Origin of the sequence: Acetobacter papayae (assembly GCF_047721125.1) — a bacterium.
In the GTDB taxonomy this organism is placed as follows: domain Bacteria; phylum Pseudomonadota; class Alphaproteobacteria; order Acetobacterales; family Acetobacteraceae; genus Acetobacter; species Acetobacter papayae.
The window spans coordinates 119,277-141,282 of sequence record NZ_JBDNWF010000002.1 but is presented as its reverse complement, the minus strand read 5'-3'; the positions used below and the strand labels follow the sequence as shown (position 1 = coordinate 141,282).

13 protein-coding genes are annotated in these 22,006 nt (G+C 53.5%); 4 read left to right on the top strand and 9 right to left on the bottom strand.

Going from position 1 to position 22,006, the window contains the following annotated elements; all coding sequences use genetic code 11:
• Positions 1 to 57: 57 nt before the first annotated feature.
• Positions 58 to 1,320: an urea ABC transporter substrate-binding protein gene (urtA, locus tag ABF757_RS01430; protein ID WP_415480625.1), complete on the bottom strand. Its 1,263-nt coding sequence runs from the start codon at positions 1,318 to 1,320 to the stop codon at positions 58 to 60.
• 195 nt (positions 1,321 to 1,515) lie between these two features.
• On the opposite strand from urtA, the gene ABF757_RS01425 reads away from it, so the two are divergent.
• The gene (locus ABF757_RS01425; RefSeq protein ID WP_415480624.1) at positions 1,516 to 4,947 is read left to right on the top strand and encodes a hybrid sensor histidine kinase/response regulator; all 3,432 of its coding nucleotides are present in this window, start codon (positions 1,516 to 1,518) and stop codon (positions 4,945 to 4,947) included.
• Positions 4,944 to 5,855 carry a response regulator gene (locus tag ABF757_RS01420; RefSeq protein WP_415480622.1) on the top strand — a complete coding sequence of 304 codons (912 nt, stop codon included), beginning with the start codon at positions 4,944 to 4,946 and terminating at the stop codon, positions 5,853 to 5,855. The genes ABF757_RS01425 and ABF757_RS01420 overlap by 4 nt, the downstream gene beginning before the upstream one ends.
• A gap of 53 nt (positions 5,856 to 5,908) precedes the next feature.
• Here the strand turns inward: ABF757_RS01420 and ABF757_RS01415 are convergent, their stop codons facing one another.
• The 5 genes from ABF757_RS01415 to ABF757_RS01395 all read right to left on the bottom strand — a co-directional run bounded on the left by ABF757_RS01415 (position 5,909) and on the right by ABF757_RS01395 (position 13,991).
• The gene (locus ABF757_RS01415) at positions 5,909 to 7,111 is read right to left on the bottom strand and encodes a porin (protein WP_415480621.1); all 1,203 of its coding nucleotides are present in this window, start codon (positions 7,109 to 7,111) and stop codon (positions 5,909 to 5,911) included.
• 371 nt (positions 7,112 to 7,482) lie between these two features.
• Positions 7,483 to 7,962, bottom strand: a complete 480-nt coding sequence (locus ABF757_RS01410; protein ID WP_415480620.1) for a YaiI/YqxD family protein — start codon at positions 7,960 to 7,962, stop codon at positions 7,483 to 7,485.
• Positions 7,963 to 8,099: 137 nt separating this feature from the next.
• A complete protein-coding gene (locus ABF757_RS01405; protein WP_415480619.1) occupies positions 8,100 to 10,313 on the bottom strand; it encodes a TonB-dependent siderophore receptor in 2,214 nt (737 codons plus the stop codon).
• Positions 10,314 to 10,583: 270 nt separating this feature from the next.
• Entirely contained in the window at positions 10,584 to 11,378 is a 795-nt protein-coding gene (locus ABF757_RS01400; protein WP_415480618.1) for an AraC family transcriptional regulator, read from the bottom strand.
• 192 nt (positions 11,379 to 11,570) lie between these two features.
• The gene (locus ABF757_RS01395; RefSeq protein WP_415480617.1) at positions 11,571 to 13,991 is read right to left on the bottom strand and encodes a membrane-bound PQQ-dependent dehydrogenase, glucose/quinate/shikimate family; all 2,421 of its coding nucleotides are present in this window, start codon (positions 13,989 to 13,991) and stop codon (positions 11,571 to 11,573) included.
• A gap of 839 nt (positions 13,992 to 14,830) precedes the next feature.
• Here ABF757_RS01395 and ABF757_RS01390 point away from each other — a divergent pair.
• Together ABF757_RS01390 and ABF757_RS01385 are read left to right on the top strand one after the other, a co-directional pair.
• Positions 14,831 to 17,620, top strand: coding sequence for a bifunctional aconitate hydratase 2/2-methylisocitrate dehydratase (locus ABF757_RS01390; protein WP_415480616.1), 2,790 nt, complete (start codon positions 14,831 to 14,833; stop codon positions 17,618 to 17,620).
• A 443-nt stretch (positions 17,621 to 18,063) separates the two neighbouring features.
• Positions 18,064 to 18,402 (top strand): YegP family protein, encoded by a 339-nt coding sequence (locus ABF757_RS01385; RefSeq protein WP_025859747.1) that lies wholly within the window; start codon positions 18,064 to 18,066, stop codon positions 18,400 to 18,402.
• 68 nt (positions 18,403 to 18,470) lie between these two features.
• Here ABF757_RS01385 and ABF757_RS01380 read toward each other — a convergent pair whose 3' ends face one another.
• The 3 genes from ABF757_RS01380 to ABF757_RS01370 form a co-directional block, all read right to left on the bottom strand.
• Positions 18,471 to 19,283 (bottom strand): mechanosensitive ion channel family protein, encoded by an 813-nt coding sequence (locus ABF757_RS01380; RefSeq protein ID WP_415480615.1) that lies wholly within the window; start codon positions 19,281 to 19,283, stop codon positions 18,471 to 18,473.
• A 243-nt stretch (positions 19,284 to 19,526) separates the two neighbouring features.
• On the bottom strand, positions 19,527 to 20,069 hold the full coding sequence (sodC, locus tag ABF757_RS01375) for a superoxide dismutase[Cu-Zn] (RefSeq protein ID WP_415480614.1): 543 nt from the start codon (positions 20,067 to 20,069) through the stop codon (positions 19,527 to 19,529).
• A 432-nt stretch (positions 20,070 to 20,501) separates the two neighbouring features.
• Positions 20,502 to 21,941: a PepSY domain-containing protein gene (locus ABF757_RS01370; RefSeq protein WP_415480613.1), complete on the bottom strand. Its 1,440-nt coding sequence runs from the start codon at positions 21,939 to 21,941 to the stop codon at positions 20,502 to 20,504.
• Positions 21,942 to 22,006 lie beyond the last annotated feature (65 nt).

Sequence of the window (22,006 nt, the reverse complement as noted above, 5' to 3'; positions counted from 1 at the left end):
TCCCGATGGCGAAAGAACAGGAATTTTTCTCATGATGTCAGATCAGTCGCGCCAGTCTTACTGGTAGCCAACGGGGAAGGGGTTGGGCTCCATCAGATCCGGTGTCTGGTAAATCACGTTGAACTGGCCATCGGTGCGGGCTTGACCCACAAGAGTGCGGCTCCACAGATGGTGGTTGGGGTGAATACGCACATACCCTTCGGGGGCGTTTTTGAATTCCACGCCGGGTGAGGCGTCTATCACCTTGTTGATGTCGAAACTGCCTGCTTTTTCAACGGTCAGTTTCCATAGCCAAGGCCCCAGATAGGCGGCCTGTGTAACATCTCCGATCACGCTGTTTTCGCCCCACATTTTCTTGAATGCGGCAACAAATTCCTTGTTGGCGGGGTTATCAAGGCTCTGGAAATATTTCATGCAGGCATAAGCCCCGGCGATGTTTTCTCCCCCAATACCGAGAATTTCATCTTCGGTCACGGAAATGGTCATCAGGGTTTGCTTGCTCAGGTCGATACCGGCCGCCTTGAGCTGTTTGTAAAAGGCGACATTGGAACCGCCGACAATGATGGCGTAAATCACATCGGGCTTGTGCAGTTTGATCTTGTTAATGACGGAATTGAACTGGGTATGACCGAGGGGGAAGTATTCCTCACCAATAACCTTGGAATCCTTCAGGTGGCCTTCGATATGTTTGCGCGCAATTTTGTTGGCTGTGCGCGGCCAGATATAGTCCGACCCCAGAAGGTAATAGGTTTTGGCTTTCTTTTCGCGGCTGACCCAGTCCAGACCGGCGAGAATCTGCTGAGTTGCTTCCTGCCCGGTGTAAATGACGTTGCGTGACTGCTCCAGCCCTTCGTAAAAAGTGGGATAATATAGCATGCCATTGTACTGCTCGAATACGGGCAGAACGGCCTTGCGCGAGGCAGATGTCCAGCAACCGAAAACGGCAGCACATTTGTCGTTTTCAAGCAGTTTCCGGGCTTTTTCCGCAAAAGTAGGCCAGTCGGACGCACCATCTTCCTGCACCACCTTGATCTGGCGACCCAGCACCCCACCCGATGCGTTGATCTGGGCAATGGCGAGTTTTTCGGCTTCGACCGAACCCGTTTCGCTGATAGCCATGGTGCCGGTAATGGAATGCAGGATACCAACTGTTACCGTATCATCGGTAACGGCAAGGCCTGTGGTGTTGACCGCGGATGTGGCTGGCGCGGCCTGCGCAAAGCGTGGCAGGCCAGCCATGACCGGAAGTGCCGCTAGGCCTTTGAGAATCTGGCGGCGATTTGATTGGATACCGAAAATACCTGTCTTTTTCTCTACCATGTCGCACCTGTCTTTCCTGTGGCGGCAGAGCATGTCCGCTACCTGATGCGCACAGAATTCCAGTTACGAGGTCGAAACTGTTATACGTCGAACGACGTACCCGCCTGCATAGCCTCGCTCGGTCGATGTATGCTATTGCGGAAACGAAACAAAAATGACACACTTCCATTCCATCACGAAAGCGGCATATAGAGCATGCGCCAACGTATCCTTCCGATCCGCCGGGATTATAACCGCTGGGTCGGCAACGAGATGCTGGAAGACTATGCCCTGCGCTTTACCGCGCGCAAGGCCAGGCGCTGGTCCTCCCTTACGGTTGCAAACACGGCCTTTGGCGGTGTTTCCTTCCTTGCACTCGAGCTGATCGGCGGCGTCACAACGGTCCATTACGGCTTTGCAAATGCCGCAGTGGCGCTGGGGCTGACCTGTGTGCTGATTTTTCTGACTGCCCTGCCGATATCGTTTTACGCGACACGGGGAGGAGTGGATATTGACCTGCTGACACGTGGGTCCGGGTTTGGCTATGTCGGCTCCACCATTACATCGCTGGTCTATGCCTCGTTTACATTCATCTTTTTTGCCATTGAAGGTGCCATTCTAGCCAAGATTTTGCTGGCGTGCTTCGGCATTCCGCTCTGGTTTGGCTATATCATCGCCACCGTGCTGGTAGTGCCGATCGTGGCTAATGGCATACGCTTTATCAGCCAGTTTCACCTCTGGACTCTGCCTCTTTGGCTGGGCCTGCAGATTCTACCTTTTGTTTTTCTGGCGCGCTCAGGCAATGGCCACGCATTGGTAATGGAATGGACCCGCTTTGGGGGGCTTGATGGCACTCCGGGGCTTAGTCTCATGGCCGTTGGAGCGGCGGCTTCCGTTATGTTCTCTGTCGTGGCTCAGATTGGCGAACAGGTAGATTATCTGCGCTTTCTGCCGCCGCCCGCTACATCGGGCATGACCAGTCGGGCGCGCTGGTGGCTGGCGCTCTTGTTTGGCGGAGCGGGATGGATTGTATTTGGCGGAGGTAAAATTCTGGCGGGCTCGTTTCTGGCATGGCTGGTGCTGCATGTGGGCGGCACACCGGCAGATGCAGTGCAGCCTACCGTTATGTATCTGCTGGCTTTTTCCAATGTGACCACATACCCGACGCTGGCTCTGGTACTATCTGCGTGCTTTGTCATGGTCTCGCAGATCAAGATCAACATCACCAACGCCTATGCGGGGTCGATCGCATGGTCGAATTTTTTTTCGCGCCTTACACATAGCCATCCGGGGCGGGTTGTATGGGTGCTGTTCAATGTCACTATCGCTCTGGTGTTGATGGAAGAGGGTATTCACCAGACCATCACCTTTACGCTGATTGCCTATTCCTGCATTGCCGCCTCATGGATTGGCGCTCTGGTAGCGGATCTGACCGTTAACAAGCCTTTGGGTTTCAGCCCGGCGAATACCGAATTCCGTCGTGCCTATCTGTATGACATCAACCCCGTTGGTGTAGGCAGCATGACACTGGGGCTCATCACATCCGCCTTGGCCTATGGGGGCATTCTTGGGCCACTGGCGCAGGCATTTGCACCATTTCTCGCGCTACTGATGGCTTATGTCAGCGCGCCACTGATCGCCTGGGCCACAGGGGGACGATATTATCTGGCGCGCAGGCCTATCAGCCTGAAGACCAATGGTACCTACAGCCTTAAATGCGTGATTTGCGAACATAAATTCGAGCGGGAAGACATGGCCCTGTGCCCTGCTTACGCTGGCCCGATCTGTTCATTGTGCTGCACGCTTGATGCCCGGTGTCACGATAGCTGCAAACCACAGGAGGCCCGTGCGGGCTACCAGCTTTCGTTTATCAGCCGCCGGATTTTGAGCTGGCTCGTGCCCGCGGGAGTGGATGAAGGACCATACCGCTCTGTACTGCGTTATTTCAGCCTGTTTACACTCATGGGTGGGGGCATAGGGCTGGTTTTGCTGATCATCTATGATGAGGTCGTTCGTGTCGCTGATGAACGTGCGCAGGATGTAGCCAATGTATTCTGGCTGGCTTTTCTGCTGCTGCTATGTGCTGCGGGAATCATGACATGGTTTGTGGTGCTGGCCCTGCAAAGCCGGCGCGTTTCCGAGGATGAAAGCCGCCGGCAGACCCGATTGCTGATGAATGAAATCAGAGCGCATCGCCGCACTGACATTCAACTCCAGCGTGCAAAGGAGCGGGCTGAAGCGGCAAATCTGGCCAAAAGCCGGTTTATTGTCGGTGTCAGCCACGAGGTGCGCACACCGCTTAACGCAATCATGGGGTATGCCCATCTGCTGGAGCACAATCTGATTTCTCCCGAACGCAGGCTGGGTGGCCTGCGCGCCATACAGCGCGGTGCGGAACATCTGACCGGCCTGATAGAAGGCCTGCTGGATATTTCTAAAATCGAAGCTGGGCGGATCGAGCTGTACCGAGAGGAATTGCAACTCCCCGACTTTCTGGATCAGCTAGTCAGCATGTTCCGCCTCCAGACCGAGGCCAAAGGGATTGGCTTTGAATGTACTATTCCATCTGATCTGCCGCATCTGGTCTACACGGATGCGCGACGCCTGCGGCAGATTCTGATCAATCTCCTGTCCAATGCGGTCAAGTTTACCCAGCATGGCTCTGTTAGGCTGACAGTGCTATGGCAGGCCGAAATTGCTGAATTCATGATAGAGGATACAGGCATAGGCATTCCACCAGATGACCTCTCGCGTATTTTTGAGCCGTTCCAGCGGGGGCAGGGGGCTGCTGCCGCCATACCGGGAATAGGACTGGGCCTGACTATAACCCAGCTTCTGGTTCAGATTATGGGGGGGGAGCTTTCAGTTTCCAGCACACCGGGGCTGGGGAGCTGCTTCAAGGTTCGGTTGATGCTTTCACAAGCGCCACAGACCTGCCAGCCTGCTCCGGTCGTTGAGCATATCAGCGGTTATCGTGGTGGCCGTCTGACCGCTATGGTGGTGGATGATGACCCAGTACATCGCGACATGCTTCGTGACATGCTCGAGCCGCTTGGTTTTCTGATTTATACCGCCACAGATGCACAGGATTGCCTGAATTTCTCCAACCTGCTTACGGTAAATCTGTTTTTGCTCGATGTCTCTATGCCCGGTATGGACGGGTTTACACTGGCCAGACAGTTACGTGCAGGTGGAGCTGACAAAGCCACTATTCTGATTGTGTCTGCCAGTACACACGACCTGATCAGTCGTCCCACGACAGATGACAGCTATAACGCCATGCTCAGCAAACCGGTTCATGTGCCCACATTGCTGGAACTGATTGGCCGGACAATGACCATAGAATGGACTATGCACGATCTGCAGGTTGCGGAGCGGACCACGCCTGAGCTTTCTTCTTCGCAGGGCGGCCTGGAGCAAACACCATCAGGGTTCAGCACTCATGCCGTAATTCCTCTGAATGCGGAACAGATTTCCGAGCTCCAGCGCCTGGGTGAGCTGGGTTATATCGAAGGTATCCGCCAGACACTTGCACGGATAGAGGCCGAACAGCCTGATACGCGAGACAGTATTGAACCCCTTCGAGCCATGATTGCGGCTTCACGGATCGACACTTTTCTGCTCAGCTTGCGGAACATAGCGCAATGAATACGAACCAGATCATTCTTGTTATTGATGATTCTCCTGACTCGCTAGGAATGATAAACGAGGCACTGAGTGCTAGCGGCTATTCGGTACTGGTTGCCCTATCGGCTGAAACCGCTTTTACCATCATGAACACAATCCGGCCGGATCTGATTTTGCTTGATGCCATTATGCCGGGCATGGATGGGTTTGAAACCTGTACTATCCTCAAGCGTACGCCGGGCCTGAGTGATATTCCGATCATTTTCATGACCGGGCTTAGTCAGCCAGAATATATTGTCAAAGCACTGACAACCGGCGGCGTTGATTATGTGCAAAAACCCGTTATTCCATCGGAGGTTTTAGCTCGTATTCGTGTCCATATTGGAAACGCGCATAAAACACAAAGTGCGCGTGAGGCGCTCGATCATGCCGGAAGGCACCTGTTGGCGCTGGATATGCGCGGGCGCCTGCTTTGGGCAACGCCCAAGGCTGCAAGCCTGCTTAATCACGATATGAAAGAGGGAGAAAGCATTCTTCCCCCTGAGGCAGAAAGCTGGGTGTTAACCTGTGCTCGGCGCAATACCCCAGCGGGGGCGCGCCGCAGCTTTGATTTTCCTCATGCGGAAACCACAAGTCTAGAGCTTACCTATATGGGCCAGACCCGACCCGGGGAATATCTGCTAAGGCTGACGGCAATCCAGCATAAACGCGAAGAGTTCATTCTGCGTGAACGCCTGAGCCTGACCATGCGTGAAGCCGAGGTGTTGCTCTGGCTGGGGAGAGGTAAGACAAACCGCGATATAGCCGAGATTCTTTCCATAAGCCCACGTACCATCAACAAACATTTGGAGCAGGTTTACACTAAAATCGGGGTTGAAAATCGTGCTTCTGCTACGGCTGTCGTCATGAACGCTTTGCAGGATTCCTAATATTATACCGTTTCTATGGAGCGGGCATGTAAACCTGCTCCATAGCATGTGGTTTAGTACTGGAACTGAACCCCTGCCAGAAAGCCGTCTGAGGCTTTGGTGGATGGTGAATTGTAATGAACATAATCAAGTGTGATTACGGAGTTATGCCCATCTATCACATAGTTTGAACCGGCTTCAAACTGTGTGGTTTTACCATTATTGGTGGCGGCATAGTGATATGGCTTGAACTGCTGATAGCGTATGACCGGCTGAAACCGCCCCCACCCCAGCGTGTAGGGGATCAGATACGCAGTATCCAGCATGAAGGCAGTGCCAGCCTGAATGCCTCCTACATTGGCATCATTGGCCGCCCCGTGCCAGCCTGAGGCAACGTCCTGCACGCCGTCGGTATGATACTGATAATATGCGCCTTCAAGTGTATAGGTGCCGGATTTTCCATTTTTTCCAATACGTTTTTCAAAAAGTCCGTCCACGTTCCATGCTTTGTAATCACCACGGTTCTGAGCGGTGCCTACACCATCCACCTGATACTGCCCAACCAGAGCAATGGCCAGAATATCGTGCTGGCCGTAATAGGTGCTGGCGGTGTAGTACGCGGGTGAATCCTCAGGGTCGAGAAAGTTATACTCGGCTCTGGCGGCAAAGAGCGGGTGATTTCCACCATTTGATGCGCTATCGTAACGATTGTGGCCGCGGAAAATACCGGCAACATACCGGAAATGATTATGTGCAAGGCGGCCCCAGATGTTGATCCCGTCATCACGGCCTGACCATACCCCAGGGTATTGCGCTACTACGCCGGGATAAAGGTAGCTGTTCAGGTAATACGGCCCGTCAAGATTGGAACGGTCGCTTGGTGTCAGCATCCGGCCGACCCAGATATTGATTGCGGAGCTGGGTTCAAATTGAAAAATACCATCGAGAAGGTTCCAGTTATTTCCAGCAAGACGTTCAACATTGACCGTCGCCTTGATATGTTTGTTCAGTTGTGCGCCCATATACAGACGGAAGTTATCGAGCGATACCGAGTTTGAATCCCGAGCATTGCTGATATTATGGCTTTGATAGCTCGCACGTGCACCAAAGCCGATACTGAATGAGCGGTCATTACCAAGAGAAATAACTGCATTGGCGTGTGCCTTGGGTGCCGCGGCAATGGTTACACCGCAAACTACGGCGCCTGTAACCATACAGGCCATTGCCTGATCCAGACAGGAATAGATCCTGCGTTTTTTCTTTTCGTATACACTCATGTCCGACTCCTTTCCCATACGGCAACCGGCAGGAACACCCGGACAGATTGCCGTCCCGTTGGTTTCGAAGTCGGATCGTTATGAATTTTTCATTAATCTGGTATGGGGTAAATGGCGTACATGCCGCTTTCTGCTTCCAATGCAAAAGTAAGCCTGATTATTTTTCAAACACATTTAGAATCGGAATTTATGTTTTTATTTCTACTATTTTTTTGCTTTATGAATGAAAAAAGGTTGGCGATACATGTCTTCTGAACCAGCATCATGCGTATCAGAAGACATGCAAGCATTCATGCCTGACAGTCAATCAGGTGTCGCGCTGGTGCATATGTTTATCGGCCAGATGGTGATATGCCCTCTTTCTAAAGGTATCACCGGATAATCTGTGTAGGTTTATGCGGCGGCAGCTTGCGGGTCTTTACCACAAGCGTGTCGAGTTCCGACAGAAAGCGGGAACGATCGGCTTTTCCAAAGGCGGAACTGCCCGAGGTTATGACGCCTGCAGCACGCAGGTCTGTCATAAGATTACGAGTGGCCAATGCCATTCCGATTGCATCGGAATCCAGCCTTCGCCCTTTGGGTTCTAGCACGAAAGCCCCTTTTTCGATGCAGCGCGCTGCTAGAGGGATGTCAGAGGTAATGACAATATCCCGATCCTGAACGCGTTCGGCTATCCAGTCATCGGCTACATCAGCCCCGGCTTCGACGACTACACGCTCAATCAGCGGGGAAGGGGGCACGGCAATCATGCGATTGGAGACAACATAAACATGCAGGCTATACCGGCCGGCAACCCGGTAGACTTCGTCTTTTACAGGGCAGGCATCTGAGTCAATAAATATCCGTATCATGCGACAAGATTGGCGTAATTCTTGTTCTGGTGCAATCAGCGGCGAGGGTATTTTCTGGAAAGAGAGGGCGCTCCATCCTTTTGCAGCCGAAAAATAAATGGCTGAATGATGGAGCGCACAGGAATGGAGAGAGAAATTTACCAGCTATAACCTATGCTGGCCTGAGCATTACGGCGTTCGCCGTAGTAGCAGTATTCTCCATCCGAGCCATAAGCAAAGCAGTTGGCAATGTAATTCTTGTCAAAGAGGTTACGAACACTTGCCGATGCTTTCCATCCACGGAGAGACGGCGAGAGGTTGGTCATGTCGTAACTGATCGACCCGTCGAACAGGGCATATTGCGGAAGCCACACGCTGCCATATGTTGCCTCGCCACCATAAGCCTTGGCCGAGTAACGCATGCCTCCGCCAAAACCGAGGCCCTTCAGTTTCCCTGAAGGCATTGTGTAAAAAGCGAACACAGAGGCATTACCTTTGCCCGACTGAATAAGGGGCATGCCTGTTGAGTCATCCTTGATATTCTGGACGCTTACGGCGGCTGTCAGCATAAGATTACGAAACGGCTCAGCATGGGCTTCAAACTCGAAGCCATCCGAATGAACCAGTCCGCTTTGAACATTGTAACCGGTATTGGCAACAGAAACGAGAACATTGCTCTGTTCGATATGAAAAGCAGCGGCTGTAAGAAGAACGGATGTGCCTGGGATCTGATATTTAACACCCCCTTCAAGCTGTTTGCCGATAGAAGGATGCGCCTGCTGCAAGGTTACGCCGCCATCGTTTGAAACACTGCCAGACTGGGGCTGAAAAGACGTTGAGTAGCTGATATAGGGAGCGAGGCCAAAATCGAAATGATACAGGCCCGATGCGCGCCATGTTATCTGGCTTGCGCTCTGCCGTGTATCGGATTGCTCAATGGATTCAATCTGATGCGACCGGTACCAGTCGTTACGAATACTGCCGTTGAGGATAAAACGCTTCCAGCGAATTTCATCCTGACCATACACGCCAATCTGGTGAGGACGGGTAACATAGCTTAGAGCCGGTGTTAGGGCAGGAATGGCCATGTAGTAGTCTGGGTGCAGCACATCCAGATCCGGTGCATCTCCATAGGCTTCGTCATCGTTCGCTCTTTGCTGCATGTAGTCAAAGCCGAACATCAGTGTATGGCGTACAGGGCCGGTGCGAAGCTGGCCTTTGATCTGGCTGTCGAAGGCCAGATTATAGGTATGTTCACGCGTGCCATAGGCGGAGCGGGAGAGCATTGTGCCGCTGCTGCCGTCATCACTGTCGTAGTAACCGTTATTATACACGCTACGATAGACGGTCTTAATATCGTCATACCGTCCGCGAGAGCTGAAGCTCCAGTCTTTGTTGAAGCGATGGTTAAAAATATAGGTAATCGCACCCTGTCTACGATTGAACTTTTCGAAAGAGGCATCGCCGTCATAAAAATTACGCGGCAGATAGCCATATGAGGCGGGCTTGAGAGAACCAACCAAGGGAACACCCCCGTAGGAACCATTTTCCGGGTCATACTGGTAGTTGCCAAGCAAGGTTAGAGTGGTTGGCCCATCGCCACCGAATGTAAAAGAAGGGCTGATACTGAAACGGCGGCTACCAGTCTGGCTGAGTTGGGTGTGCTGGCCATTCACCGTGCCGTAAATCCGATAGCGAACAAGCCCGTCATCAGTTGCAAACCCACCCACATCGGCATCGACACGGTAGAGATCGAACATGCCACCGGTTGTATTCACGCTGCCATATGAGCGCTGGTCAGTTGGCAGTTTGCTGGACAGAGCTGTTAAACCGCCCGGGCTGGACTGACCGTAAAGGGCAGAGGCGGGGCCTTTAAGGAGTTCTACACGAGCAAGACGTGAGGTATCGGTCTGGGCAACAGCAAAGCCGGTTGGACTATCCTGAAGCTTTAGCCCATCAAGGAAAGTCGGCACGGTAAAACCACGCAGGTCAAACAGGTCATAGCGGGTGCCTTCTCCACCGCGTGTATCTGCGGTAATGCCCGCAGCGTAACGCACCGCCTGATTGAGTGTGAGCACACCCCGCACATCCATTTCGTTGCGGGTAATGACCGTGACTGACTGCGCCGTTTCAACGAGAGGGGTGTTGGTCTTGGTGGCGGAAGAGGCAATGGTCGAGGTGTTATGCCCCCGTACCTCTATCTGTTCCGCCTGAACAACTGAAGCCTTGGAAGGGGCGGAGGTAGCATGACTGGATGCAGCCGCCGCAGCCTCCTGTGGCTTGTCAGCTTTTTTTGTCTGATCGGCTGCGAAAGCTGCATCATTCAAAGCGAGGGTGATAAGGGCCGTATAAACAATGCTGCTGCGCTGCATACCTAACTCATTTCGCGACCAGTCTCTCCTGTTTTGCAGGAGAAAGTGATCGGCATTGATATTGCGAATAAGACTTAATTGCGCAGTTAGCCGCGTTTGGAACGCTTATCAAGCGACGAAACTCTCTCTGGCCCGAACGCCAGTATATTCTGCCTGATCGCCAACATTTGTGGCGGATGCAGGGGCCCAAACGAGCTGAATCGTCGCGGTCAGTTAATTTTTCAGGAGAAAGGCAGGACGTGCACGTCTTATTAAAGCGTGACGTAAGTCTTACTCGCGGGGGAGAGGCAGCGTGCCTGAGCGCAGCGCGCTGGGAGCAACGCCAAAGGTTTTGTGGAACATGGTGCTGAAGCTGCCAGCATTCTCATAGCCGAGGTCAAAAGCCACCTGTGCAACGGACTGGCCCGCCGTGATACGGGACGCGGCTTCAATTACCCGCACCCTGCGCCGCCATGTGGCAAATCCCATTCCCATTTCCAGTTGAAACAGGCGGGTAAAAGTGCGCCGGGCCATGCCGGCCTCGCGGGCCCAGTAGTCGATATCGTGGCTGTCACCTGGGGTGGCGGTAATAGCCTCGCATACCCGCCGCAACCGGTGGTCTTTTGGCAGCAACACGCGCTCGGCAATGCGCGGTGCCCGCCTGATTTCATCAATGAGAAGCCGAGCGATCGCTGACATCCGCTCGTCCATGATGAAGTCGTATTTCATGGTAACGATCTCATCCACCAAGCCCCGAAGGAGCGAAGAGGCATCAAACATTTTGGGGGGAAGATCGGTCTTGGTCAGGTCTGGTTCGACATACACCACCTGAAACATCAGGTCGGTGCGGCAGCTTGCCTGATGGAGCGTGTTGGCCGGAAGCCACAGACATTGCCCCGGAGAGAGCACAAAGCTGCTGTCACGCGTGCTGACCGTCACGGTTCCGGCCAAAAATAGGGAGAGTTGGCCCCGGTCGTGTGTGTGAAAGCCATCTACGAAGCCACCGACATAGCAATCCGCAAAGCCTACGACAGGCGGCGAATGGCCCGGAAGATCGGCACTACGCTTCATGATGGGGTCATCCACTCCGTTTTCTTTTTGTAAAAATTATCTGAAAAGATAGAAAACGGCGATATCTTTTCAGGCATCAGTTAGCCTCATCATGTTCCTTCCTCTGTCGTGTAGAGTATGATGGACATGGCTGGCTATCAAAATGGCTACTGGCTGCCTGATTTTACCATAAGGAAGGCGGGTACCCTGTGGTTCCCGCTCGTTTATTTACTCTTTGGTGGGCAGATCAAAGGCAATGACGTCATCCGCGACATCAGGCGAGTGGCTGGCGCCGCCGACTGAAATCACGACATATTCCTTGCCTGTTTTAGGCGATTTGTAGACTAGCGGTGCGGCAACAGCACCAGCGGGCAGGGGGGCTTTCCACAGTTCCTTGCCGTTCATACTGTCCAGCGCGCGCAGGTAGTAATCCTGTGTGCCAGCAAAGAACAGCAGCCCGGAAGCCGTGCTTGTCGGGCCACCCAGAGTGGGCATGCCCATCGGCATGGGCAGATGGCTTTTGATGCCCATTGGGCCAAGCTGCTCGGCTGTTCCCATCGGCACCTGCCAAAGGAGTTTTTTGGTGCGCAGGTCGATAGCACTCATGGTGCCAAATGGCGGGGTGTTGCAAGGCACCTGCAAGGGCGATTGCAGGATGTCGATCCGCACACCGGAATAAGGGCCAGCAATCTGCGGGCGGAGCGTGCCCATGAAGCCCGGCACTTCGTCGGTTGAAATCTTGTAATGCTTGGCGTCTTCATGGTTCACCAGCATCATGCGCAGGGGCATACGCATATCATTGACGAACAGGATGTCGTTTGCCTCGTCAATTGATATGCCACCCCAGTTCATGCCACCCAGCAGGCTGGGCCACTCGATGTAGGGCTTCTCGCCGGGGGGTGTGAAGGGGCCTTCGTAAACCGAGTTCTTGAACATGATACGGCAATAGAGCTGGTCAAAGGTGCTGACACCCCACATCGCCTGTTCGGACAGAGGATCAGCCCCGATAGTGGGCATACCGACCGAGAACGGCTGTGTTGGGGAAAGATGCTCGCCCTGTGCAGCAGGTGTGGTCGGAACGGCGCGTTCTTCCACCGGTGTTACGAACTCACCATTCCGACGGTCGATAACAAAGATATGGCCGGTCTTGGTGGTCTGGATCAGCGATGGAACCTTCTCGCCTTTCTCATTGGTAACGTCATAGAGCACCGGCTGGGACGGCAGATCGAAATCCCATACGTCGTGATGGATGAGCTGACGCACCCACTTGGTTTTGCCGGTGGTGGCATCAACCGCGACAACAGCCGCGCCGAACCTGTTTTTCACCTCGTCACGATCACCACCCCAATAGTCGGGCGGGCCATTGCCGGTGGGCAGGTAAACCTGATTCAGAGCTTTGTCATAGGTCGGAATAGCCCAGACATTCGGTGTTTCCAGCGTAAAGGGGGTATTGGCATCAGGCGGGACAGCATTATCGGGATTGCCAACATCCCATGCCCAGGCCAGAGCACCGGTGCGCACATCATAGGCCCGAACCACCCCTGAGGGCTCACCATGCACGATATCGCGTACCCAGCCGCCAATGACTGCCAGATGCCCCATGACAACAGGCAGCGCTGTCGGGTGGTAGCGCTTGCTGTTTTCTGTCGGCCCCATGTTTTGCATCAGATCAACAAAGCCGTTGTTGCCAAAGCCCGGGCAGAGGGCACCAGTATGGGCATCGAGCGCGAACAGGCGGGCATCAACAGCGGAGACCAGAATACGCTGGGCACAGGGTTGATCCGCTGCAGCCTGCCGGTCTTCAATCGTCAGGCTCTCATCGGCCGTGATGTCATGATAACCTACCCCACGGCAGGAGACATGCTCCTGAGTGTGGGCGTGCGGATCAAAGCGCCAGATTTCTTTACCGCTATCAGCGTCAATCGCCGCGACAACATTCTCCGGTGTGCACGTATATAATGTCGTGCCGACCTGCATCGGGGTGTTTTCGTCAACCCCGGCTCCCGGCCCCTTGGTGCGGCGGCCGGTGTGATACACCCATGCAACCTTCAGGTTCGCAACATTCTGGGGCGTGATCTGGGTATAGGGAATGTAACGGGTGCCGTTTATGTTGCGCCCGTAAAACTGCCAGTCATCCGGCTGTGGGGGAACAATGGAGGCCACACGCGGCTTGCCCAGCCCAGGCCCCTCAATACCGCCATGGGGCGAGAACATTGCGACAACCGCCACAACGACACCGGCCAGAAGAGCAACGCCGCCACCAGCGCTAGCCCGTCTTGCGGTAGAGGGCATGTCTGGCTGTGTCGCAACTGTTAGTAGGCTAAGCATGAGCAGAATTGCAGGCACCATCAGGCGTGGTAGCAGAGGCCAGAAAGCCAGTGCCGGAGCATCATAAAGCGCCCAGCCCACGGTCGCGATAAAGATCAGGAGGGAGAGGGAAAGAGCCCATGCCGCCCTGTTTCTGAGCAAAAAAAGCGCAGCCAGAACCACATAGCCAGCGCCAGCCAGAAAATAGTAAAGCGAACCGCCCAGCCGCATAAGCTTAAAGCCGCCAAAGAGAAGAGCAAGACCAACGGCCAGACTGATTAACGCAAAAGCAATCAGGCTCCCGCTGGCAGCCCAAGATCGATGAGTTGATGTGATGTTCATTCCTGTTGTTCCACAATTGGGGATTCCGCGCTTCGAGCGGTGTTTGCATCATGGCGGGCAGTTCTGCGGATGGATGTTCCGCTTGGCGTCCGTTTTAACGCAGAGCGTTTCAGAACTGTCATGCCGGGCCTCATAGGCAGAGTGCTGGTTCCGGCCTGATGGTTCTATTGATGGGCGCTTAATTGCGTTCGAATAAGATCATCATCGCCTCCCTACAGGGAGTGAGAGCAATCATAAGCGCTTGAAACATAGCATCAGTCGGAAAGCGAAGTACTGCACAGATCAAAACCAGCGGGGTCGGGGGAGGTGATTCTATCTTGTAATAACACATTGCGATACCCCTGAACTGCTTCGGGGTAATGACAAGCCTTGTCGGCCATACACATAAGGTCAAAGGGGAGCGTGCCAGCGGGCTTAGCCCATCATAGCGGGCTCATACTGTCTCGGGGCCAAAAACTCAGCCAAACCGGCGATTATGGGGCCTGACCCTGCTATGTTTCTGGGCTGTCGGGAAGACGGCTTTCCCCTTCTTATCTGAAGCATACAAACCAAGTTCAGTGCCGGAAAATTGAAATGACAAACGCCGTGCCAGCGTGCAGATCAGAAAAGCCCGGTGGGGTATAAATCAGTAACTTGCATATCGCATGATTAATGAGCGTGCACGTTGCTGTATTTTAGCGGTCAACGCTGGATTAAAAGGGCTGTTTTGCTCAAATGCCGTATCTTGTCAGTCAACAGATGTTGGCGTAACTGATGGCGGCAAGAGCCTTTAAGTTAACAATAGCCGGTTTGCGTGGCCGCGCTTCAGGTCCATACACCTCAAAGACGTTGGGATTGCGATGAACGCCTATTCAGATTACCTGAGCGAAATCAAGGACAGAGCAAACCAGGGGCTCGCTCCCAAGCCAATCGACGATGGTGCACTCGTTAGTGACATTATTGCATTGATTGAGGACGCAGGGAACGAGCAACGGGCAGATGCCCTCAAGTTCTTTATTTACAACACATTGCCCGGCACCACGAGTGCAGCAGATGTTAAAGCGGCCTTTCTGAAAAAGATCGTGCTGGGTGAAACGGTTGTCCCGGAAATTACCCCTGCTTTTGCGCTTGAGCTGCTGTCGCACATGAAGGGTGGCCCATCGGTCCGGGTTTTGCTTGATATCGCTCTAGGTGAAGAGAGCCCCATCGCCCGTCAGGCAGGCGAAGTGCTGAAAACTCAGGTTTTCCTGTACGATGCTGATATGTTCCGGCTGCGCGATGCCTTCAAAGCGGGCAATCCCATCGCTGAGGACGTGCTCAAGAGCTATGCCAAGGCTGAATTTTTTACCAAGCTTCCCGATGTTGAAGACGAAATCAAGGTCGTAACCTTTATCGCGGCTGAGGGCGATATTTCCACCGATCTTCTGTCTCCCGGGAATCAGGCGCATTCACGTTCGGATCGCGAACTGCACGGCCAGTGCATGATTTCTCCCGCAGCGCAGCAGGAAATTGTTGCCTTGCAGAAACAGCACCCAGACAAACGGGTGATGATGATTGCCGAGAAAGGCACCATGGGTGTCGGCTCGTCTCGTATGTCCGGTGTGAACAACGTGGCGCTCTGGACCGGCAAGCAGGCCAGCCCCTATGTTCCTTTCGTCAACTTTGCCCCGATTGTTGCTGGCACCAACGGCATTTCGCCCATTTTTGCCACAACTGTTGACGTGACCGGCGGTATCGGGATCAACCTGAAAAACTGGGTCAGAAAAACCGATAAGGACGGCAAGCCTGTTCTGGATAACGATGGCAATCCCATCTTGGAACAGAAATACTCTGTTGCCACTGGCACTGTTTTAACAATTGATGTGAAAAACAAGCAGCTGCGTGATGAAGCCGGGAAAGAACTGGTCGATATTGCCGCTGCATTCACACCCCAGAAACTGGAGTTCATGAAAGCCGGTAGCTCTTACGCTATTGTTTTCGGCAAGAAACTCCAGACATTTGCCGCGCAAACGCTGGGTGTCGAACCGGTTACGGTTTTTGCCTCCAATAAAGAAATTGCGATCGAAGGGCAGGGGCTGACCGCGGTTGAAAAAATCTTCAACCGTAATGCAGTTGGCGTTACTCCGGGCAAGATCCTGCATGCAGGTTCTGATGTTCGGGTGAAGGTGAATATCGTCGGCTCACAAGATACCACCGGCCTGATGACCGCGCAGGAACTTGAGGCAATGGCGGCTACCGTCATTTCCCCTCTGGTCGATGGCGCGTATCAGTCTGGCTGTCACACAGCCTCCGTCTGGGACAAAAAAGCTCAGGCGAATATCCCCAAGCTCATGAAGTTCATGAACGATTTCGGCCTCATCACGGCGCGTGATCCCAAAGGGGTCTATCACGCGATGACCGACGTCATTCATAAAGTGCTGAATGACATCACTGTCGATGACTGGGCTATCATTATCGGTGGTGACAGTCATACCCGTATGTCCAAAGGGGTGGCTTTCGGTGCTGACTCAGGCACGGTTGCTCTGGCGCTGGCTACGGGTGAAGCAACCATGCCAATTCCACAGTCTGTGAAAGTGACCTTCAAGGGCACGATGCAGCCGCACATGGACTTCCGTGACGTTGTGCACGCGACCCAGGCGCAGATGCTCAAACAATGTGGCGATAACGTCTTTCAGGGCCGCATTATTGAAGTTCATATTGGCACCCTGCTTGCCGATCAGGCCTTTACGTTCACGGACTGGACAGCGGAGATGAAGGCCAAGGCCTCCATCTGTATCTCGCAGGATGAGACGCTGATAGAGTCACTGGAAATCGCCAAGTCGCGCATTCAGATCATGATCGACAAGGGCATGGAAAATGCCGCAGGCACGCTCAAGGGGCTGATCACCAAAGCGGATAAGCGCATTGCTGAGATCCGTTCGGGCGAAAAGCCGGCCCTTGCTCCCGATGCCAATGCAAAATACTTTGCCGAAGTCGTGGTTGATCTTGACGTCATCAATGAGCCGATGATTGCAGACCCCGATGTGAATAATCCGGATGTGTCCAAACGCTACACCCACGACACCATCCGCCCGATTTCGTACTATGACGGCACCAAGAAAGTTGACCTTGGTTTTGTGGGTTCGTGCATGGTGCATAAAGGCGATATGAAAATCGTCGCGCAGATGCTTAAAAATCTGGAAAAAGCACGCGGCAAGGTAGAGTTCAAGGCACCACTGGTTGTTGCAGCACCAACCTACAACATCATTGATGAACTCAAAGCCGAGGGCGATTGGGAAATTCTCGAACGCTATTCCGGTTTTGAATTCAGCGACCTGCTGCCGAAGGCCAATGCACGGACTGAATACGAAAACGTCCTTTATCTGGAACGTCCGGGCTGCAACCTGTGCATGGGCAATCAGGAAAAGGCAGAGAAGGGAGACACCGTTCTCGCTACTTCCACCCGCCTCTTCCAGGGGCGCGTCGTAGAAGACTCAAGCGATAAAAAGGGTGAGTCCCTTCTGGCCTCTACCCCGGTCGTGGTGTTGTCGGCCATTCTTGGCCGTATGCCTAGCACTGAAGAATATATGGCCGCCGTCGAAGGTATTGATCTGACCAAATTCGCTCCGCCGAAAGTTGCTCCGATTGATGCCCAGTCCGTGCATTACTAAGCTGGTTTCTTGCCAGATAGGTTTTTCTTATCTGGCAGGTCTGCTTTCTGTGCAAAACGCGAAAAAAACACCCTTTTAAAGCCTGATTAAATGCTTTTGGGTGCGTGACGTTTCTGACTGATACTCTGCCACTCTTGCCCTCGGGCAGAGTGGCATTTTTTATGTTATGCCTGCATAACCATACTTTATAGGGCATCCGCTATGTGGGCTCTCTGCTGCACTCTTGCAGTGCAGCAGCTGCTGATATGCCAATAGCCGTAAGCGTATCATATTTTGCACTATATATTTAAAAGCGGTACAATGACCCGTGGCAGATTGTTCTTCTTGTATTCACAATTATCCTTGATAATGCGGGCTATGCTTTTGCATAGAGCATAAAAGGGAACGAATACCCTGTGTTGAATGTTCTGTAATTTTCTCACCACTATGGAAGGAAAATAGGAATGGCTGCTCACTTCGAAATATACAAGGACAAGGCCGGAGAATACCGTTTCCATCTGAAAGCGGCCAATGGCGAGATCATTCTTGTCAGTGAGGGGTACAAGCAGCACGCCAGCGCTGTCCATGGCATAGAGTCAGTCAGGAAGAATGCTGTTGATGACAAACGCTACGAGCGCAAGGTGTCAGCATCCGGTAAGCCGTATTTCAACCTGAAAGCTGCGAATGGCGAGGTGATCGGCACAAGCCAGCTCTATGCCAGCGACCAGACATGCGAACACGGTATTGAAGCGGTTAAAAAAACGGCACCAGAGGCGTCTGTTCACGATCTGAGTGCCGGATAGTCGTAAGAAGCCAAAGGTAAATACAGCCAAGGTGCCTTACAAACAGGCCCCTTGGCTGTGTTTGATGGTTATGCGGCTGCGCGAGTGCTTACGCCCAGACGGAAACCCTCCTGCTTAAGCGCCTTAATGGCGGCTTCGGCATATTTTCCAGTCAGGGACGTGACGTTCCCGGGGGCGCACCAGAAGCTGAGAGAAACCTGAATATTGGCCGGTTGCGGCAGAAACGAAACGCTGGGGGCCGGATTATTCAGCACAAGCGGTTCGCTCTGGAGTAGTGCTAGAAGCAGCGTCCGGGCCTTGTCAGTATCGTCATTATAATCAATCAGCAGGCTGACAGAAGCAAGGCGCTTGTCTTCCTGTGACGTGTTGACGACGATATTGTTGGAAAGGTTTCCGTTGGGCACATAAATAATTTCATTGGTGGAGCCCCGCAGCACGGTGCGGAACATTTCAATGGATTCCACTGTGCCGGTACTTCCGCCCGAAGTAATGGAATCCCCCACCTTGAAGGGGCGGAAGAGCAGAATCAGAACGCCACCGGCAAAGTTAGCGAGGCTACCCTGCAATGCCATGCCCACAGCCAGACCTGCGGCACCCAATACGGCAACGAATGAAGTGGTGGCAATACCGACCATCGAGGCCACACTGATCAGCAGCAGCGCCTTGAGGAAAAGCCCGACAACGCTGAGCAGAAAGCCTCTGAGTGTAGGTTCGATATGGCTTGCTGCCATCATCTGGCCAAGGCCACGGTTGACCATGTTAATGATGGCCCAGCCCGCCAGCAGCACGATAATGGCCAGCACAAGCTGACTGGCATAGCTCATAATGGCTGGTACCCAGCCGTTAAACTGCGCCCAGAGTGAATTAACCTGATGTTCCATGGATATCCCTGAAAGTTAATGAGGCAATGACCTCACCTAATATAGAGCAAAATCTGTGGTATTTCTCGGGCATGCCTCTTGCCGGATGCAGGAAGTGATACCAGCCCTGTAGCGCTTCGAGCGGGAAGCCCGCGTTATCTCCCCTGAAGCTCGGCAATTTCTACGGCTGCCACATCTTTCGCTGGCCTCAGCCTGAAGGCGGATGAGGCCAGCTTTATAAGCATGGAAGCCGCCATCAGGCCTTTATTTGGCCAGAACCGCGCAGGCAACGCGATCTCCAGCGCCGCCAATAGGCTGGGTCTGGTAGTCATCGGGTTTGGCGTGGATCACGAGGGACGAGCCATCTGCATCCAGCAGGGCAGGGCGCCCACCATTACCGTTGACGGAAACGAGGGGCGAATACAGTTCTACCGTCACGCTACCATCTGTTGCGACATAGATGTTCGGCAGGTCGCCTGAATCGTTGGCATCGGCGTTCAGCAGACCATGCACTGGCTTGGTTACGCCATGTGGGTGGATATGCCCGCCAGCACTTTTGAAGCTGGGTGGCGTGCAATCGCCCTTTTCATGAAAATGCACGCCATGCCAGCCGGGCGTAAGGCCGGTTGCAGCAATGCGCAGGATAACACCTTTGGGCGCCTCGGTAATTTCTACCGTGCCATGCGTTGCACCGTCGCTGCCTTTGATGTCGCCCGTGAGCTTATCTGCCGCCCAAGCAGATGCCGGTAAAGCGAGCAGCCCAAGACTGAGAGCGGCGAACCGGTTTTTCCACGAATTCCTTATCATTTTCATCTCTTTCAATGTAGCGTGGGATAGTGGAGAGGCCAAGCCCCGTGTTCTTTCAAATGCGACCCTGTTGCACATGTTACCTGCTGGCTTAACATTTTCCAGACCCTGATGTTCCTCAATCAAGGAATATTGTGTGGAACCTCTCTCACAAGAGTTCAGGTGACCCGGCATGGCGGCTTGCGGAAGTCGTTAAAATCAGTCGTTCAGGCTATCTATCTGTGCCTTTAGGGAAGGGATGGGAAGTTGGAGCAGAAAGGCGCATTTCGGTATTTTTTGATTTTGGAACAATCGTAATACTGATAACCGGTCTGTTTTGTGGGGCGGTAAACGTCACACTGCGACTGAAACACGGCTACCGGCTTTAGGATACGCACTGGAGGAGGATAAGGCTCCAGCAGCGGAACAGGACTAAAGCAGAAAGCGGGCTGCTCAGGATGAACGCGTCTTGCGCCAGAGCAGAATAAAGCGTCGAATTCCGATCACCATCCCTGCTAGATACAGAACAAACACACCGCTCAGGAGCGGAAATACCACCCATAACCGGGCAGAGGCCGTTCTGAGCCAAGGCAGAAAATTGATGTCATGTGGGCCGTATACGAACCAGCGTGAATATCTGGCGGGAGTATCGAAAGCCGCCTGCACTGCGCCTGTCTGGGCATCCACATAAAAGAGCACGCCATTATCCGCAGTAAGACGAATGACAGGAAAATGGCGCGGATGCGTTGAACGGTTGAAATAATATGAATCAGGTGTGGTAAGTAGACGGGCAGATTGGCCTAGTGTGCTGGTTTCCAGTGGTGTGGGGGTTAGATTGTCATCCAGACGTTCACGGTGCCCCTTGCCATCAGTAACAGCCAGAAAGATGCGCCCATCCAGAAACACACCGCGTATATCTATCCAGCCCGTTGTTCTATAAGCCGCAATGCGCTCCAGAAGAAGCTGGAGTTCAGAACCACTAATGCTGCCCGTAACATGCACGGGATCCAGCCTGTCCTTATCGCTTGCAAACAGGCCTGCGGGGGTCATGGTCAGAAAGCCTGTCGTGATCCACGATAATGCGAGGATACCAAACAGCATGCCGAAAAAATGGTGCCCCAGATGCCAGCGCCGATAAGCGGAAAACGGCCAGCGGCGTCTCAGGCACAGACAACCGATAAACAGGCCGGTTACTGTTAAAAAAATGCCAGCACCCGATAAAACAATGACCACTGTTTTCCAGACCGGTGGGTGACGCCGCAGAACAGCCGGGTAAAGCCAGTGAGGAATAGCCCCCACCCACGCCCATGCACGTGATACTTTGTCGGTTGCCTGTACAACATCACCTGTTACGGGCGAGACATACACGACAAGCCGCGCAGGGCCGGGAAAGCGGAAGCGTTCAAAACCCTGCTGGTGGGCTGGGGTATCCAGAACCCATTGGTCATCCGTTGTTATGCCATCAAACACAGGCGCGTTTTGCACACCCAACAGGGCGGCATAGGCCTGTGCGCTAATACTGGCTTCCTGAAAAGGAATACTGCTTGTCTGCCCCGTTCGCAGATCGACAGCGAATGGTGTGCCTGTCACTGGAAACAGTGTGAGCACCGGTTCGGCTCCCACCATCCCAAGCCGAAAGGACTGGAACCGTGAACCCGGTTCCATGAGTGATGGAACCATGGGCAAGGAGGGGGGCAGCAGCAGAGGCGCATGCCCCACCAGTTCAGTGCCCGCAATCGGGGTTGGCCATGGCCGCCATAACATCACTATGCCGGACAGGCACCATGAGAGCATCAACACCCCCATGAGCAGACCAAGCCAGCGGTGGATCAGATATAGGGTCCGCAGGCATTTTTTGCGCATGGAGATAGGCCGGGGGGAAAGCGTGGTCATAACCTGTTTTCCCCTAGGGAATCAGCGCCTTTGCTGCATCTCAAGCATGCGGCAAAGACTACCAT

Bases quoted from the DNA above. Each gene is read 5' to 3' on its own strand.
- ABF757_RS01405 (WP_415480619.1), bottom strand. From the start codon at position 10,313: ATGCAGCGCAGCAGCATTGTTTATACGGCCCTTATCACCCTCGCTTTG.
- ABF757_RS01370 (WP_415480613.1), bottom strand. From the start codon at position 21,941: ATGACCACGCTTTCCCCCCGGCCTATCTCCATGCGCAAAAAATGCCTG.
- sodC (WP_415480614.1), bottom strand. From the start codon at position 20,069: ATGATAAGGAATTCGTGGAAAAACCGGTTCGCCGCTCTCAGTCTTGGG.
- ABF757_RS01425 (WP_415480624.1), top strand. From the start codon at position 1,516: ATGCGCCAACGTATCCTTCCGATCCGCCGGGATTATAACCGCTGGGTC.
- ABF757_RS01390 (WP_415480616.1), top strand. From the start codon at position 14,831: ATGAACGCCTATTCAGATTACCTGAGCGAAATCAAGGACAGAGCAAAC.
- ABF757_RS01415 (WP_415480621.1), bottom strand. From the start codon at position 7,111: ATGAGTGTATACGAAAAGAAAAAACGCAGGATCTATTCCTGTCTGGAT.
- ABF757_RS01410 (WP_415480620.1), bottom strand. From the start codon at position 7,962: ATGATACGGATATTTATTGACTCAGATGCCTGCCCTGTAAAAGACGAA.
- ABF757_RS01420 (WP_415480622.1), top strand. From the start codon at position 4,944: ATGAATACGAACCAGATCATTCTTGTTATTGATGATTCTCCTGACTCG.
- ABF757_RS01395 (WP_415480617.1), bottom strand. From the start codon at position 13,991: ATGAACATCACATCAACTCATCGATCTTGGGCTGCCAGCGGGAGCCTG.
- urtA (WP_415480625.1), bottom strand. From the start codon at position 1,320: ATGGTAGAGAAAAAGACAGGTATTTTCGGTATCCAATCAAATCGCCGC.
- ABF757_RS01380 (WP_415480615.1), bottom strand. From the start codon at position 19,283: ATGGAACATCAGGTTAATTCACTCTGGGCGCAGTTTAACGGCTGGGTA.
- ABF757_RS01385 (WP_025859747.1), top strand. From the start codon at position 18,064: ATGGCTGCTCACTTCGAAATATACAAGGACAAGGCCGGAGAATACCGT.